A 15,610-nucleotide genomic window follows, 5' to 3' on the forward strand; every position below is an offset into this window, starting at 1 on the left:
TCCGATATATTAAAACGTAAAATATTTCTGTACTTTGTTTCGCATTCTAGTGAAACAATAATGTAAATAAAACATATATTTTAAAAAACAAATAGTATAATTTAGATATTCATATAATTTTTTATGATAATATTTATTATAATTATAAATTATTATTTTACCTTATATTTAAAACAAGTATTAATTTATCTTTATAAAAAGTAAACACTTTATATATAATTGTTAAACCATAAATATAAAATAAGATATACTTATTATAAAATATGAATACAATATAGTTATAATTTATTTCAAAATATTATTTTATATTTAAAGGAATTATTACTATGATTATTTCAGAAATTAATAACAATAATAAACTATCATTTATTAAAAAAGAGGGGAATATTAAAAATGATATACAAAAGAGAGAAGCGGTTACAGATATCAATACCGTAAATAACGCCCCTACTCAATCAAAATCTTTTTTTGAAAAAGCATTAGAAGGTACAAAAGAAACGGCAATAAGCATGATTCCAGTGTATGGAACCATCCGAGAATTTAAAAAAGGAAATTATGGATGGGGCGCATTAAGCCTTGTAACCGATGTAGCAATGTTATTACCATTCGTAGGATATGGCTCAAAGATAGCAATGGGCTTAGTTCGTGGAGGAAACGCCGCTGCTAAAATAGGAGAAGCTAGCATTGTTGCCGCTAAAGAGGCAGCTATTATAACAAAAGAAGGATCTAACATTGTCCATACAATAGAAGGCAGTGCTTCTGCTATTAAAAATCAATCTACTGTTATAGAAACATCATTTCATGTATTACCAGATAAAAAAACTTTAGAAGAAACCTTCCAGGTTTCTCTCAGAAATACTGAAAATGCAAAATTAGTATCTTCTCCAAATATAGCAGCTAACAGTGCTAGAAATACAGAAGAAGCAGGGGGGAAAATTTTTAATAACATACTAGCGAACGGTATGGAAAATATAGAACATTCGCAAAAATCATTAACAGGACTTATTTCCAAATCAAAAAAAACATTTGAACTTGTATCATTAAATAAAAACAATGAACTTAAAAAAGTAGGAACAAGTCACTACTATGACTTTAGACTTCTAGGTGAAGGTAAAGTTTATAAAAACTTTAAAGATGCAAGTAAAGCAACTACCTTCACGGTAAACGGGCAAAAAATTGCTACTGGTAATTCAGAAAATATGTTAAAAGCACTCAATAAAATGTTTCCTGAAAATTTTAAGACAGTACAACTTATTTCTTCATTTGCACATGAAAATATATTTAAAAAGCCGTTTACAAAAAATTTTTTCAATCTTAAACACGCAGAATCTTACCAATTAGCTAATCCAAAGTATCACTATTCCTTCAATGTTATAAATGATAACAAAATAGCTTTTTCTATGAAAGATATAGGAGATATTGTGGTTAAAAACTCAAGCGTTAAGGGTGAGTATAATAATTATATGATTAGAGCAGATGGATTTATTTACAAAGACAAGCCTGCTGTACTTGCTTTCTCATACAACGTAAATTGATGATGTAAATCATTATACTATTAAATAGAATAAAGGAATGAACTTTTTAAAAAAATATATTTTTTATAATTTCACTCCTTTATATACAGCCAATAAGTAATAATTATAAAATAAGTTATACTTTTCAGTAATATTTAAATGTAATTTATTTCAAAATATTATTTTATATTTAAAGGAATTATCAATATGATTATTTCAGAAATTAATAACAATAATAAACTATCATTTGTTAAAAACGAGGGGAACATTAAAAAGGATATACAAAAGAGAGCAGCGGTTAAAGAAATAAACCCCGTAAATAACGCCCCTACTCAATCAAAATCTTTTTTTGACAAAGCATTAGAATGTACAAAAGAAACGGCAATAAGCATGATTCCAATTTATGGAACCTACCGAGAATTTAAAAAAGGAAATTATGGATGGGGTGCATTAAGCCTTGTGACCGATGTAGCAATGTTGTTACCATTTGTAGGATATGGCTCAAAGGTAGCAATGGGCTTAGTTCGTGGAGGAAACGCCGCTGCTAAAATAGGAGAAGCTAGCATTGTTGCCGCTAAAGAGGCAGCTATTATAACAAAAGAAGGATCTAAAGTTGCCCATATCTTATCATCAAGCTCTAATATCATAAAAAGTGAAGCTAATACTTTAGAAGCATCAGCTACTATGTTAATAAAAGATGAAAAATTTGTCGAAGAAACCAGCAGTATTTCTAAAAGTACTATTGAAGATATAACATCAACATATTCTCCAAATATAGCCGCTAGTGAAGGAAACTTATTAGAAAAAAACATTATTGAAAAAGAAAAGAAATTTTTCCAAACCGTTAACGGTCAAGTTACAAAAGTTAATGAAAAAGTTATACAAAAAACTGTTGATAAAATGTTAGAAAAATCAGATCCTGCGTTAGAATCTGTTTATAAAGAGGGAAAAAAAGTTGCAAGCGTATTGAAAGAAAAGTCATTTGTAAAGAAAATGATAAGATATGCAAAAGAGATTGATAAAAAAATTACCTTACAAGACAAATGGGTTTCTTTTGATAAATTGGCTGGTGAATTTAAAACTGTTCAATTATCTGATCAATCTTTATTCAAAAATTTCCAAATGTTAGGTGGCAAATCTATAGATAAACAGTTCTTACTTGATATCAACCGTGCTTCATATACTTTCAACGGGCAAAAAATTCCAAGAGATGCTTCAAAACAAGCAATACAGAAAATTTTTGATCTATTTCCTGGAAAACAACTTAAACAACTTAAACTTATCAGCGCTTATGCCAATCAATCTATTTTCGCTGAATCCATGGTCGAATTATCTATGGCAATGCCTAAATTCTTGAACTATGCATCAAAGGATGGAATTAGTAGTTTTTCAGCTAAAGTTTTAAAAAATGGAGAAATTAGTTTCGTTGCTACGCATACCGCTAAATTGGAAAATATATCTGAAACATTACATAAGCCCTTTAAAGAATATGGACTTAAAATATCAGGGATATTATCTACAGAGTATGAAACAAAACTAGAACGTCAATTTTATTTAAAATAGAACATATAAGCCATATTTAATTGTTAAATATGGCTTATTAATCTTCAGTTAGTAAAAATATTTTATTACCTTTTTACATCTCAAGACAATAATACTCAGACCATCAAATAACTTAATACAATAATTTTCATAAAAAAACACTTGCATTATAAAATAAATTATTTTTTATATTTTATGTATAATTGTTAATATTCTTTCTATTTAAAATAGCACTAAATAGTTCATTGTCAGATTCAAAAAAATATTAATAAACGAATCCCTAGGACAATCTGAAGTTTTTCGTGATAAACTATATATCTTTTGATTGAATATTTTTTGAACAAAGTATAAAAGATTTATACGTATGTGATACAAGATAGAGACATGATTAGATCATTATCTATGATTAAATCTTAAATAATTACAATGAATAATTTGTATTACTTATAAGTATAATTTATGAATATCAAAAGGGTCTTTGTAAATCTTGATTCCAAAGATAGTAAATATGATCTTTTATAATATAATGAAAAAATTATCAGGCTGATTATATGAGTAGCAAAGTTCGACAATTCGATACTGAATTTCCTTTTACAAATTATATAAGCTATTCAATCATAAACATACCTATAGTATTTTTAGGGTTTGTTTTATTTATTCTATCTACAATATTTATTGTTTTTAGGAATTCTCTAGATAATAATATAGTTTTTGGATTACTTGTTCTTCTTGTTTTAGTTGGAATAATATTATTATTACTCCTAGTAGTTAGCACTATCGATATGACAATAAAACCTAATATTCCTATTGAAACTGTCTTTATGGATAGCGAACCCGAAGGAATACTTATTACGAATGAACGTGGATATGTAATATATGCAAATGATGCATATCATAATCTTACTAATGTTGTTTGGAATAAAAGAATTAAATCATTAGAAAGTATTCTATCCCACAATCAAGAAGCTAGCGAAGCACTTTATCGTCTTATCAATAGATTGCACTTGAAAAAAGAGGGAAGTGAAGAATTTCGTTTGATGCAACCTTTAAACAACAATTCTCAAGAGTCTAAACCTCATTGGTATCGTCTTAAAGCACGAATCTTATCATTTTCATCAAATAAAGAAAAGCTTTTATATGCATGGCGTATCACTGATATTACTTCTGAACGGAAGGATCAAGAAAAGTTTTTTCGAGAATTACAAAATGCTATAGATTATCTTGATCATTCTCCTGTCGGATTTATGTCCGCTGATCATCAAGGAAAACTTTTGTATATTAATGCTACCCTTGCAGAATGGATTGGTATTGATCTTACTACATTTACTCCAAGATCAATATCTATAGGAGATATTATAGCAGGAGAAGGCATAGCTCTTATTCAAGCAGTTAGAACAGAACTTAACCATCAAAAAACTGTTACAATAGATCTAGATCTACGAAGGATAGATAATGGACATGGAATCCCCGTAAAGCTTGTGCACCATATTTTAGCTTCCTATGACGATAATCCTGGAGAGAGCCGTACTGTTGTTGTATCTCGTAAAAACTGTGATCCCAAAGATTCATCTGAAACGATAGCAAATATGCGTTTTAACCGCTTTTTCAATAATATACCTATGGCTATTGCTTCTATTGACAGAAAAGGAAGAATTTTGCGTACTAACGCGTATTTTCTGAAGATTTTTCCTAATGCTATAAAAGGTGACGGCACATCTAACGACATATTCTCGATCGTTCATAAAAACGAAAAACTCAAGATTATATCAGCTCTTGATGATGCAAACGATCAAAAAAGTGATATTCCTCCTATTGATTCTCCTCATCCCAAAGATGAAAATCGCCACTTTCGTTTTTATATAAACGCCACACTTGATCCTAGCAAAGAGGCTCCTGAGGAACAAGCTATTTTGTATACTGTTGAAATAACAGAACAAAAAGCCCTAGAAGCTCGCATGGCGCAAACTCAAAAATTAAATGCTGTTGGCACACTTGCTGGGGGAATAGCACATGACTTTAACAATGTGCTCACCGCAATTCTTCTGTCTTCTGACCATTTATTATTACAATCACGCTCCTCAGATGCTAGTTTTGCTGATCTTATGGAGATAAAGCATAATGCCAATCGTGCAGCAATCTTAGTAAGGAAACTTCTTGCATTTTCTAGAAAACAAACTATGTGCCTTACAGTACTAAACCTCTCCGAGGTAATAGGCAATTTACGCATGATGATTCAAAAATTGATTTCCGAGCCTCCACAAGTAAAACTAACTGTGGATTATGAACGTGATTTATGGGATGTTAAAACAGATTTATCTCAATTTGAACAAGTAATAGTCAATCTATGTGTAAATGCTCATCATGCCATAATGCTAAAAGAAGGCGGATCATTGACCATACGTACTCGCAATGTACCAGCGACAGAAATACATAAATTTAATTATTCAGATCTTCCTATCAAAGATATGGTTCTAATAGAAGTAGAAGATACAGGAATAGGAATGTCACCTGATATTGTGGAAAAAATATTTGAGCCATTTTTTACTACCAAAGAAGTCGGAAAAGGAACAGGATTAGGACTTTCAGTGGTTTATGGAATAATACGACAATCTGGTGGATATATATTGCCAGAATCTGAGGTAGGAAAAGGAAGTATATTTCGTATATTTTTACCGCGTCATATTAATACAGAGGATATCAAAGAATCAGATCGTTCACAAAATATATCTATTAAACCGCGTGAAAAACCTGCCGATCTTACAGGAAACTCAGCTGTAGTGTTGCTTGTAGAAGATGAAGATTCTGTCCGACGTGGAAGTAAAAGAATGCTTGAAACACGTGGCTATACAGTTCACGAAGCATGTTCTGGAACAGATGCTATGAAGATTATGGAAAAATTACAAGGTAAAGTAGATATTGTTGTTTCTGATGTAGTAATGCCTGAAATGGATGGACCAACACTACTTCGCGAGTTGAGGAAAAAATATCCTGATTTAAAATTTATCTTTATTTCAGGATATGCAGAAGATGCATTCTCTAAAAATTTACCTAAAGATGCTAAATTTGGGTTTTTATCAAAACCATTTTCGCTAAAACAACTAGCTACATCTGTTCATGAACTTCTAGAATTGGATTCTTAGTATTTTTCTATTATAATAATTCAATATCTTTTTTGATAAGAAAAGTGTCTAAACAATGTATTTAATTTACTTTTTATTATGATTTAAATTATTTTTACAACAAGTGTCTACTAAAAAATATATCCCGAGAAATAACTATTTAATCCTTGTAAAAGATATTAACGTATATAAATTTCATTGAAAATACATATATTTATATCGATATATGTCTATATTATCATCACAATATAAGTGTAATCATTATATAACTGTCTTGAACAGATACAGAAGTATTAGGAATATATTTACAAGAAATTGTCTTAATTAAGAAATCTGTCTTAAAACCGTCTGTAAAATACCACCATTTTTAAGATAACTAATCTCATCAAGAGTATCAATACAGCAAAAAATTGGAATACTCTTATAGATACCATCAGAATAATAAATTTCTAAAGCGAACTCTTGTCGAGGAGAAATTGTTTTTAATCCTCTAATATTGATGATTTCATCGCCTTTAATATTCAAATTTTTCCAAGAATAACCTTTTTCAAAGGCAAACGGAATGACTCCCATTCCTATCAAATTTGATCTATGTATACGTTCAAAAGATTCTGCAATAACAGCCTGTACACCTAATAATTTTGTACCTTTAGCAGCCCAGTCCCTTGAAGAACCATTCCCATATTCAACACCAGCAAACACAACTAAAGGAACTTGCTCTGCCTTATATCTCATAGCAGCATCGTAAATAAACAACTCTTCTTTAGAAGGATAATGGATTGTATAACCGCCTTGTTTCCCTTCTTGTCCGAGCATATAGTTGCGAATTCGTATGTTAGCAAAAGTACCTCGCATCATAACTTCATGGTTGCCTCGCCGAGTACCAAACTGGTTAAAATCATTTTCTTTAACACCTTGTTGACGCAAATAGTTTGCAGCAGAAGAATTTAAAGGAATCGATCCAGCAGGAGAAATATGATCAGTAGTGATTTTATCTCCCAGCAAACATAAAATGCGTGCTTTACAAATATCTGGGATTTCTTTTATATTATCTCTAATATTTTCAAAATAAGGAGGATTACGAACGTAAGTTGATTTTTCATCCCAAGTATAAGTTTCCCTTTCTGGTACTTTAATATTCCACCAATTACTATCACCCTTAAATACATCAGAATATTTTTTCTTAAATAAATCACACGTCACATACTTATCAACAAAACTTTGAATTTCTTTATCTGTTGGCCAAATATCTTTTAAATATACTGGCTTCCCTTGTTGATTTTTTCCTATAGGATCCTTTGTGAGATTTTTCCTAATATTTCCTGCAAGAGCATAAGCAATTACCAAAGGAGGTGATAAAAGATAATTAGCCTCTATATCTGGAGAAATACGACCTTCAAAATTACGGTTTCCAGACAATACTCCAGCTACTACTAATTTTTTCTTATTAATCACTTCGGAAATTTCTTTCCTTAATAATCCAGAATTTCCAATGCAAGTTGTACATCCAAAACCGATAAGATTAAATCCTAATTCATCTAAATATTTTGTAAGTCCCGACTGTAAAAGATATTCATAAGAAACTTGCGATCCTGGAGCACAAGAGGTTTTAACCCATGGCTTAGATCTCAAACCTGCAAGAACTGCATTTCTAGCCAACAAACCCGCTCCTATCATAACAGATGGATTAAAAGTATTCGTACAAGAAGTTATAGAAGCGATTGCTATATCTCCATGTTTTAAATAAAAATTACATCCACTAACAGGATATTTTTCTTCTAATGTATCATATCTTTTATAATATTGATCCATCGAACTTAAAAAGTTAGAAGGAACGTCTCCAAGAGCAATACGAGATTCTGGACGCCTAGGACCTGCAACAGAAGGAGAAACATCTCCAAGATCTAATTTTATCTTCTTTGTAAATATAATTGTTTCATAATCTATTTCTTCACGCCAAATGCCTTGGATTTTAGTATAAGCCTCTACAAGAGCAACACGACTTTCAGAACGTCCAGATAATCTTAAATAATCAATAGTTCTTCTATCAACAGGGAAAAAACCACATGTAGCACCATATTCTGGTGCCATATTTGCTATAGTGGCACGATCTGCAAGCACCATATTTTCAAATCCAGAACCAAAGAACTCAACAAACTTTGATACAACTCCTTCTTTGCGTAATATTTGGACAATAGTCAATACAAGATCAGTTGCGGTCACCCCTTCTTTAAGATTACCAGTTACCTCAAAACCAACGACTTCTGGGAGTAACATCGAGATAGGACATCCTAGCATTGTAGCTTCAGCTTCAATACCTCCTATACCCCAACCTAAAACACCTAAAGCATTAATCATCGTAGTATGACTATCAGTACCAACACAAGTATCAGGATAAGCTATATTCTCTCCATTTTCTTTTTCAACCCAAACTGATTGACCAAGATATTCAAGGTTTATCTGATGACAAATACCTGTTCCAGGAGGAACAACTCGAAAATTCTTAAAAGATTTTTGCCCCCATTTTAAGAAACGATAACGCTCTTCGTTGCGATGATATTCCAAATCTTTATTAAGTTTTATTGCATTCTTATTCCCAGCATGATCCACTATAAGAGAGTGATCTATAACAAGATCAACAGGAACAAGAGGATTAATATTTTGGGGATCTCCATCTAAAATACTAATAGCATCACGCATAGCAGCTAAATCAACTACAGCAGGCACACCTGTAAAATCCTGCATTAATACACGAGCAAAACGATAAGAAATCTCATTCTCAATTGTTCCCTTATTGTCTAACCATTTTACAAATGAATAAATATTTTCTTTAGTAATAGTGTTCCCATCTTCAAATCTTAATAAATTTTCAAGCAAAATCTTCATTGAACACGGAAGGCGAGATATCCCTTGTAATCCATTAGCTTCAGCTTTTGGCAAGCTATAATAAACATAGTCAATTCCTCCAACTGACAGCGTAGAACGACAATTAAAACTGTTTAAGGATTGAGACATCTATTCACACCTTTATAACAAAATACATAGCAAGAACGTAAAATATGAAAAAAAATAATTTTTATATAATGAATACACAAAACAAACAATCAAACTTATTATGTATATTTGTTCAATCATAACATCATTAAATTTTATTTAACCTTATAAGAAATTTATTTATTGTTAAAGATAATAAAAAAGCGACCTACGATTTAGAGGCCGCTTTTAAACGCAAAAGGGACTTATTTATTTAATTTAATCTCTTCTATTCCCCACAAATCTAAGAAGATACATAAAAATATTAATAAAATCCATATAGAGCATTAAAGCACCCATTATAGATTGACGATCCATATAAGAGGAACCATAATTGCCTGAATATGATTCCTTAATTTTTTGAGTATCGTATGCCGTAAGACCAGCAAAAATCAATATACCCATAGTACTTAAAGCCAATTCAACTGCAGAAGAACGTACAAATATATTCACTAAAGAGACTAATATTATTCCCGCTAATCCCATAAGGAAAAAAGATCCAATAGGATTTAAATCCCTGTTTGTTGTATAACCATACAAAGATAAAGAACCAAAAGAAGCTGCAGTAATAAAGAAAGTTTGTAAAATACTTTTATTAGTATAAACCAAAAATATAGCAGAAAGAGATAATCCAATTAGCACAGAATACAAGAAGAATAACATTCTAGCTTTAGACGTACTTAAAGAATGAAGACGAACACTCATAAAGATGACTACAGCAAAAGGAGAAAACATTATTATCCAAGATAAAGGAGATGTATATATAAGCTTTCCAAATTCTGTCAAAACAACACCATTTCTCACAACAAGAGATGCAGAATATACATCTGAAGTAGTCGCAAGACTACTGACTAAAAATGACGTAACACCAGTTATGATAAGCCCAAATGCCATAAGGTTATAAACCTTAATCATATATGCACGCAAACCTTCATCAATTGTGGAATCAAATCCACTCCTAGAGTTCACAACTCTTTGATAATTACGAATATCAGACATTTCGTCCTCCTAAAAAATAAAATCCTTGCATCGAAAACAAGCAACAATGTTAAATTTCTCACATTACTAGAAGATCTTATCATAAACGTAAGAAAAGAAATAAACCCACCATATTGTAAAAAACCAAACACACGTCCAATTATAAATTATAATACTATTTTTGCAAATAAAAATATTACTCGCTGTATCACGATACCATTGAAATAGCACGATGAAATTCTTTAGCCGCAAGTAATGGATCTAAAGCATTTACAATAGGACGAGAAACAACTATATGGTTAGCTCCATATTCAAAGGCTTTTTCTGGAGTCGCAAATCTTTTCTGGCCATGTATTTCACTACTTAGCATCCTAATTCCAGGAGTAACAATTACCATATTATTGCCTACTACTTCTCTTACCATACGTGCTTCTTGAGGAGAACATACTATCCCTCCCATTCCTATCTTACTTGCCTGGATTGCACGCATTTTAACCATTGTAGAAATATTATTTTTATAACCAGATTCTCTAAGATCAAAATCATCCATTGATGTCAATACAGTAACTGCAAGCAAGCAAATACCTCTATCACGAGCAACATCTACAGCTGCACGCATAGTTTGAGGATATGCGTGTACCGTTAACATTACAATTCCCATGTTTGCTATATGCTCAATAGCTGCGACTACAGAACTTTCTATATCAAATAGTTTCATGTCCAAGAATACATTTTTTCCATCTGATATCAAATCACGAGCTAATTCTAATCCTCCTACAAACGACAGATGGTAACCTATTTTATAAAAGGAAACGGTGTCACTTAAAACTGATACAATCCTTTCTGCTTCTTTTACTGTTGGCAGATCAAGACCCACTATAAGACGATTCTTAATTTCAGAACAATCCATATTCAATTCAACATCCATTCACTTAAAAACCTATTAAAAAAATTGATTATTTTATCCCTCTTCAATTATAGTTTTTAACATCAAATTTAGATTTTAATATAATCATTATATCCTCATTGGCATCAAAACATAAAATGCATTCATCTCATTTATCCCTTTAATAAAAGCAGAAGAATTAGAGCCATCCAGCTGAAACACTACTTCTTCATCTGAAATATTGTCAATAATTTCCAATAAATATTTATAATTAAAACAAATATCCATAGGACAATTATTATAATTTACATCCATATTTTCTATTGCTTTTCCCATATCAGGATTATCAACTGTCATACATAGTTTATCAGAAGATAAAGATAATTTTACTGATTGACTCCGAATAGAAGATATTGTTGAAACTCGATCGACAGCATTTCTAAGGTTAATACAATTAACCCGCAATTCTTTACTATTATTATAAGGAATTACATTCTGATAATCAGGGAATTCTCCGTCTATAAGCCTTATATCCATTGAAATAGAACCTATTTCCAAATTAATTCTTGATTCAGAAATGCCGATTTTTACAGTCAAGTTTTTAGAAGAAATAATTCTTTGAATCTCACATACAGCTTTACGAGGCACAATAATACTTGGCATCTTAGCAATCTGATCTGCAACAGCAACCTTAGATACCGCCAAACGATGCCCGTCTGTTGCCACAGCACATAACGTTAAATCTTCCTCATTAATATGAAAAAAAATACCATTTAAGTAGTACCTTATTTCTTCAGTAGCCATAGCAAAGTGCGTACGCTCTATAAGGTTTTTTAAAACAGCAGATTCAAGCTCAAAGGAATACACATAATCTTCTTCTTTTTGACTTGGAAATTCTGATTCTGAAAAAGATTGTAAATAAAATTCTGAATTTCCAGATCTGACTAACAACTGCATTTCATTTTTATTACTATTAGAAAAAGAAATTTGCGAACCATCTGGTAGCTTGCGCACTATATCATATAAAAGATGAGCAGATACGGTAGTAAAACCAGAGACATGAATGCTAGCAGGCATTGCTGCTGTAATTTCAATTTCAGGGCCACTTGCTTTCATTTTCAAAAAATTATCATCTCCCTTTAGAGAAACATGACAAGATACGGGTATAGTATTCTTACGCTCAATAATCCTACAAGCATGACCCAAAGTTTCAAGTATATCAGCACGCTCAACAGTAATATCCATTACAACACCAAAATTTCCCTAATGACATCCAAACAATTCATCAATTTATTATAGATGATAATGAAATCATATTTTAACAACACAATAATAGTCAAATAATTATAGATCTTGGTTGAAAATACAAACCAATGAAGCAACATGCTTTATGAAAACAACAAATTGATTTAAAAAAAACAGTTTATCTTAATCCGTAATATCATAAAATAATAATGTTATCATTATTTAGTGATACACTTTAAGCAATCTAGTATAATTGATTCACGATACGATAACAATATACCATATTACAAACTATTTAATAATAAGAGTGATCTCCCATGAAAGAAGATATCTTCTTTAAAAAAAAACCTGAGTATTTTGCTATATCTGATCCTATAATTAATAGCTTACTAGATACAGATTTTTATAAATTGCTAATGTTACAATTAATTTGGAAGTTCTACCCAAATATTAAGGTGACTTTTTCGTTAATTAATCGCCAAAAAAAGTTTTACTTATCAGATAAAATAGATGAATATGAGTTGCGTACTCAACTAGATCATGCCCGATCTTTACGTATAACAAAAAAAGAGAGAAAATGGCTTACTGATAATGTTTTTTATGGGAAAAAACATATTTTTGAATCAAAATTTCTAGAATGGCTTTCTAATTTTCAACTTCCAGAATATGATCTTTCGCATAAACAAGGACAATATATTCTTAAATTCCATGGATTATGGAAAGATGTAACCTTATGGGAAATTCCCTCTTTAATTATAATAAGCACACTTTATTCTCGTGCAAATATTAACTCAATAAGTCCTTCTTCTATAGATTTGATGTACTCCCAAGCGAAAAAAAAACTCTGTTCTAAGATTGTAAAATTAAAAGATTGCTTTGGATTAAAGATAGCTGATTTTGGAACTCGTCGTCGACATTCTCTAATATGGCAAAAATGGTGCATAGAAGCTTTACAAGAAGGCCTCAAAGATTCATTCCTTGGAACTTCTAATGCTATGCTTGCAATGAATTATAAAATTAATGCAATCGGAACTAGTGCGCATGAACTGCCTATGGTATCTGCAGCGATAGCATCAACAGATATAGATATCCAGAATGCCCCTTATCAAATGATGAAAAAATGGAATACTTTATATGATGATAATCTACTTATAGCATTATCAGATTCTTTCGGAACTGATTTTTTTTTGGCCAATGCTCCTTCTTGGATAGCAAAGTGGAAAGGTTTTCGTCATGATAGTGCATCTCCCATTGAAGGAGGAGAAAAAATTATTAATTGGTGGGAAAAGATGCGTTGTAATCCAAAAAACAAACTATTGGTTTTCTCTGATAGTCTTGATGTTAATTCAATCATTAATATTTATAAACACTTCGAAAACCGAGTGCAAATGATTTTTGGATGGGGAACAAATCTAACAAATGATTTTGATGGCTGCATACCTCATAAACATTCACAAACAGGAAAATTACAAATTGTATGCAAAGTAATTAGGGCAAATAACAAACATGTCGTCAAATTATCAGATGATCCAGATAAAACAACAGGGAATATCAATGAAATTAAACGTTATCTAAAACTATTCGAAATGAAAAAAAATAAAACGTTTTTTTTATAATATATTCCAAATCTATGATTAATAAGATTTTATTTATCCTTCGTATTCTTTAACTACTTTCCTTATAGAAGATATTTCCCAATAAATTATTCCCAAATAAAATAATAGGATTATATTTATAATTGGTATTACTTCTGGTGTTGATAAATAAAATGTTATGTGAACTGGAATAGGAATATAAAAATTATAACAAATGTATTTGATCTTATTTTAAAAAACAAATTACATTTGATTTTACCAAAATAAACATATTAATCTAGTACAAACTGGCGGACAGAGAGGGGGTGTAATCAAATTCATAACTACTTGATTTTACACGATTTTTTATATAATTAGGCCTCACCTTTTAATAGGTGCGACCGACCCACTATTTTTAATCAATTAAAAATTAAATTCCCTCGGTTCCTTTACTCAGATAAGTGAATCATACATGATACCGACAACTTAATGTTGCATTTTTTTTGTACAATGGAAGGTAAATATGAAACGCATTTCTACTTTAGGATTATTATTTGTTTTTCTTGGATTAGCGATAAATCCTGCTCTTGCACGTAAACCCAACTACTACAAAACTCGTTCTTATAAGAGTAAGAGTATTCATGTAAAAGGTTACTGTAAACGCAACGGAACGTGTGTCAAAGACTATTGGAGAAGCCCCCCGCAAAAATATTAATCCTTTTTAGTTTTGTGTTAGGGGGGGGATAGCGAAAAAGCATGCATGACAGGATAGCAATAATATATGGAATAATATTATCCTTTTTAAGTAGTTTGTGTGTAGGTATGCCAGAGGAGGATTATGATGCGAAGAAAGATGATATAGTACCTCTTACTCTTGGCGTCATATTGTTTGGATTTGGGGGGTGAGCAACAAACCCAAATGTAACATATTGACAGGTGCTGCTCTTGGATTGCTTCCTAGGCTTTGTTGGGTATCGTGGATAACGCCGAGCGGCGTTCGTACTGTTATTACTACGGTTATTATTACAGTATCTATAATAGGAGTATTATATGTAATAGACATGCTGGGCAGAAGAAGCTAACACCGTCTCTTCTGAACTATTTTATCTGTATACCAGAAACCTAGTATACAAGCGATAATCTCTTGTTCAAAAGAGCTCAATATTGAAAGGGGGCTTTTATCAAATATGCCCTCTTTCACATGCCACCAAACTAATAACGGATAAACAATAATCCAAAAAACAGTTGTAAATGGTCGTATTAAAGCATTAACTCCATCTATCCACTTAATACCACTTTTGGCTTGTTGAGCTTTTACACGAGCTAATTTAATAGGTTGATCAGCCTTTAACTCTTCAATCCCGTATTTAATCTCTTCTAGATCTAACTGAGTTGAATTGTTCAATTTAGCCATTTCTAATTTCATCTTATCATATTCTATTGAACGTCTTTGCATAAGATGTTCAAATACAACATCTACTATTTTCTCAAAAGTAGAAGGGATAAAACGAAGTAAAAATCTGAATATTCCACCAGTTATAAAAGACGATATCATTGTTTCAACCATCCTTTAACATTTTGAAAAAAGTATATTATAGCACCTCCAGCAGTGACTAAGCCACCAAATACTTTAATAAATGCACCTATACCTTTAGCAGTATTAAGAATATATAAAATCTCATCTATACCTTTCTTAATACTATCAAATTTGGTATTTAA

General features: G+C 31.1%; 12 protein-coding genes. 7 read left to right on the top strand and 5 right to left on the bottom strand.

Translation table 11 applies throughout. The annotated features are described in order from the left end of the window. Positions 1-326: 326 nt before the first annotated feature. The 3 genes from GY664_RS00840 (at position 327) to cckA (ending at position 6,196) form a co-directional block, all read left to right on the top strand. Positions 327-1,535, top strand: coding sequence for a hypothetical protein (locus tag GY664_RS00840; protein WP_333947568.1), 1,209 nt, complete (start codon positions 327-329; stop codon positions 1,533-1,535). A 186-nt stretch (positions 1,536-1,721) separates the two neighbouring features. Then, positions 1,722-3,077 (top strand): hypothetical protein, encoded by a 1,356-nt coding sequence (locus GY664_RS00845; RefSeq protein ID WP_333947569.1) that lies wholly within the window; start codon positions 1,722-1,724, stop codon positions 3,075-3,077. 530 nt (positions 3,078-3,607) lie between these two features. Next, positions 3,608-6,196, top strand: coding sequence for a cell cycle histidine kinase CckA (gene cckA / locus GY664_RS00850; RefSeq protein WP_333947570.1), 2,589 nt, complete (start codon positions 3,608-3,610; stop codon positions 6,194-6,196). 303 nt (positions 6,197-6,499) lie between these two features. Here the strand turns inward: cckA and acnA are convergent, their stop codons facing one another. The 4 genes from acnA to dnaN all read right to left on the bottom strand — a co-directional run bounded on the left by acnA (position 6,500) and on the right by dnaN (position 12,317). Beyond that, positions 6,500-9,190 carry an aconitate hydratase AcnA gene (acnA, locus tag GY664_RS00855; RefSeq protein ID WP_333947571.1) on the bottom strand — a complete coding sequence of 897 codons (2,691 nt, stop codon included), beginning with the start codon at positions 9,188-9,190 and terminating at the stop codon, positions 6,500-6,502. A 237-nt stretch (positions 9,191-9,427) separates the two neighbouring features. Then, complete coding sequence (locus tag GY664_RS00860) at positions 9,428-10,207, bottom strand: Bax inhibitor-1/YccA family protein (RefSeq protein ID WP_333947572.1); 780 nt, start codon at positions 10,205-10,207, stop codon at positions 9,428-9,430. A gap of 187 nt (positions 10,208-10,394) precedes the next feature. Beyond that, a complete protein-coding gene (gene pyrF, locus GY664_RS00865; protein ID WP_333947573.1) occupies positions 10,395-11,114 on the bottom strand; it encodes an orotidine-5'-phosphate decarboxylase in 720 nt (239 codons plus the stop codon). 87 nt (positions 11,115-11,201) lie between these two features. Next, on the bottom strand, positions 11,202-12,317 hold the full coding sequence (gene dnaN, locus GY664_RS00870) for a DNA polymerase III subunit beta (protein ID WP_333947574.1): 1,116 nt from the start codon (positions 12,315-12,317) through the stop codon (positions 11,202-11,204). A gap of 317 nt (positions 12,318-12,634) precedes the next feature. Here dnaN and pncB point away from each other — a divergent pair, with 317 nt between their 5' ends. The 4 genes from pncB (at position 12,635) to GY664_RS00890 (ending at position 14,973) form a co-directional block, all read left to right on the top strand. Next, positions 12,635-13,933: a nicotinate phosphoribosyltransferase gene (pncB, locus tag GY664_RS00875; RefSeq protein ID WP_333947575.1), complete on the top strand. Its 1,299-nt coding sequence runs from the start codon at positions 12,635-12,637 to the stop codon at positions 13,931-13,933. A gap of 481 nt (positions 13,934-14,414) precedes the next feature. Further along, positions 14,415-14,606 (top strand): hypothetical protein, encoded by a 192-nt coding sequence (locus GY664_RS00880; RefSeq protein WP_333947576.1) that lies wholly within the window; start codon positions 14,415-14,417, stop codon positions 14,604-14,606. Between the two features lie 41 nt (positions 14,607-14,647). Continuing rightward, positions 14,648-14,797 (top strand): hypothetical protein, encoded by a 150-nt coding sequence (locus tag GY664_RS00885; protein WP_333947577.1) that lies wholly within the window; start codon positions 14,648-14,650, stop codon positions 14,795-14,797. Continuing rightward, positions 14,794-14,973 (top strand): hypothetical protein, encoded by a 180-nt coding sequence (locus GY664_RS00890; RefSeq protein ID WP_333947578.1) that lies wholly within the window; start codon positions 14,794-14,796, stop codon positions 14,971-14,973. Before GY664_RS00885 ends, GY664_RS00890 begins: the two co-directional genes overlap by 4 nt. Here GY664_RS00890 and GY664_RS00895 read toward each other — a convergent pair. After that, the gene (locus GY664_RS00895) at positions 14,970-15,446 is read right to left on the bottom strand and encodes a hypothetical protein (RefSeq protein ID WP_333947579.1); all 477 of its coding nucleotides are present in this window, start codon (positions 15,444-15,446) and stop codon (positions 14,970-14,972) included. The genes GY664_RS00890 and GY664_RS00895 overlap by 4 nt on opposite strands. Positions 15,447-15,610: the final 164 nt, after the last annotated feature.

Origin of the sequence: Candidatus Liberibacter brunswickensis, from assembly GCF_036858155.1 — a bacterium.
Classification (GTDB): domain Bacteria; phylum Pseudomonadota; class Alphaproteobacteria; order Rhizobiales; family Rhizobiaceae; genus Liberibacter; species Liberibacter brunswickensis.

Bases quoted from the DNA above. Each gene is read 5' to 3' on its own strand.
- GY664_RS00840 (WP_333947568.1), top strand. From the start codon at position 327: ATGATTATTTCAGAAATTAATAACAATAATAAACTATCATTTATTAAA.
- GY664_RS00845 (WP_333947569.1), top strand. From the start codon at position 1,722: ATGATTATTTCAGAAATTAATAACAATAATAAACTATCATTTGTTAAA.
- cckA (WP_333947570.1), top strand. From the start codon at position 3,608: ATGAGTAGCAAAGTTCGACAATTCGATACTGAATTTCCTTTTACAAAT.
- acnA (WP_333947571.1), bottom strand. From the start codon at position 9,190: ATGTCTCAATCCTTAAACAGTTTTAATTGTCGTTCTACGCTGTCAGTT.
- GY664_RS00860 (WP_333947572.1), bottom strand. From the start codon at position 10,207: ATGTCTGATATTCGTAATTATCAAAGAGTTGTGAACTCTAGGAGTGGA.
- pyrF (WP_333947573.1), bottom strand. From the start codon at position 11,114: ATGGATGTTGAATTGAATATGGATTGTTCTGAAATTAAGAATCGTCTT.
- dnaN (WP_333947574.1), bottom strand. From the start codon at position 12,317: ATGGATATTACTGTTGAGCGTGCTGATATACTTGAAACTTTGGGTCAT.
- pncB (WP_333947575.1), top strand. From the start codon at position 12,635: ATGAAAGAAGATATCTTCTTTAAAAAAAAACCTGAGTATTTTGCTATA.
- GY664_RS00880 (WP_333947576.1), top strand. From the start codon at position 14,415: ATGAAACGCATTTCTACTTTAGGATTATTATTTGTTTTTCTTGGATTA.
- GY664_RS00885 (WP_333947577.1), top strand. From the start codon at position 14,648: ATGCATGACAGGATAGCAATAATATATGGAATAATATTATCCTTTTTA.
- GY664_RS00895 (WP_333947579.1), bottom strand. From the start codon at position 15,446: ATGATATCGTCTTTTATAACTGGTGGAATATTCAGATTTTTACTTCGT.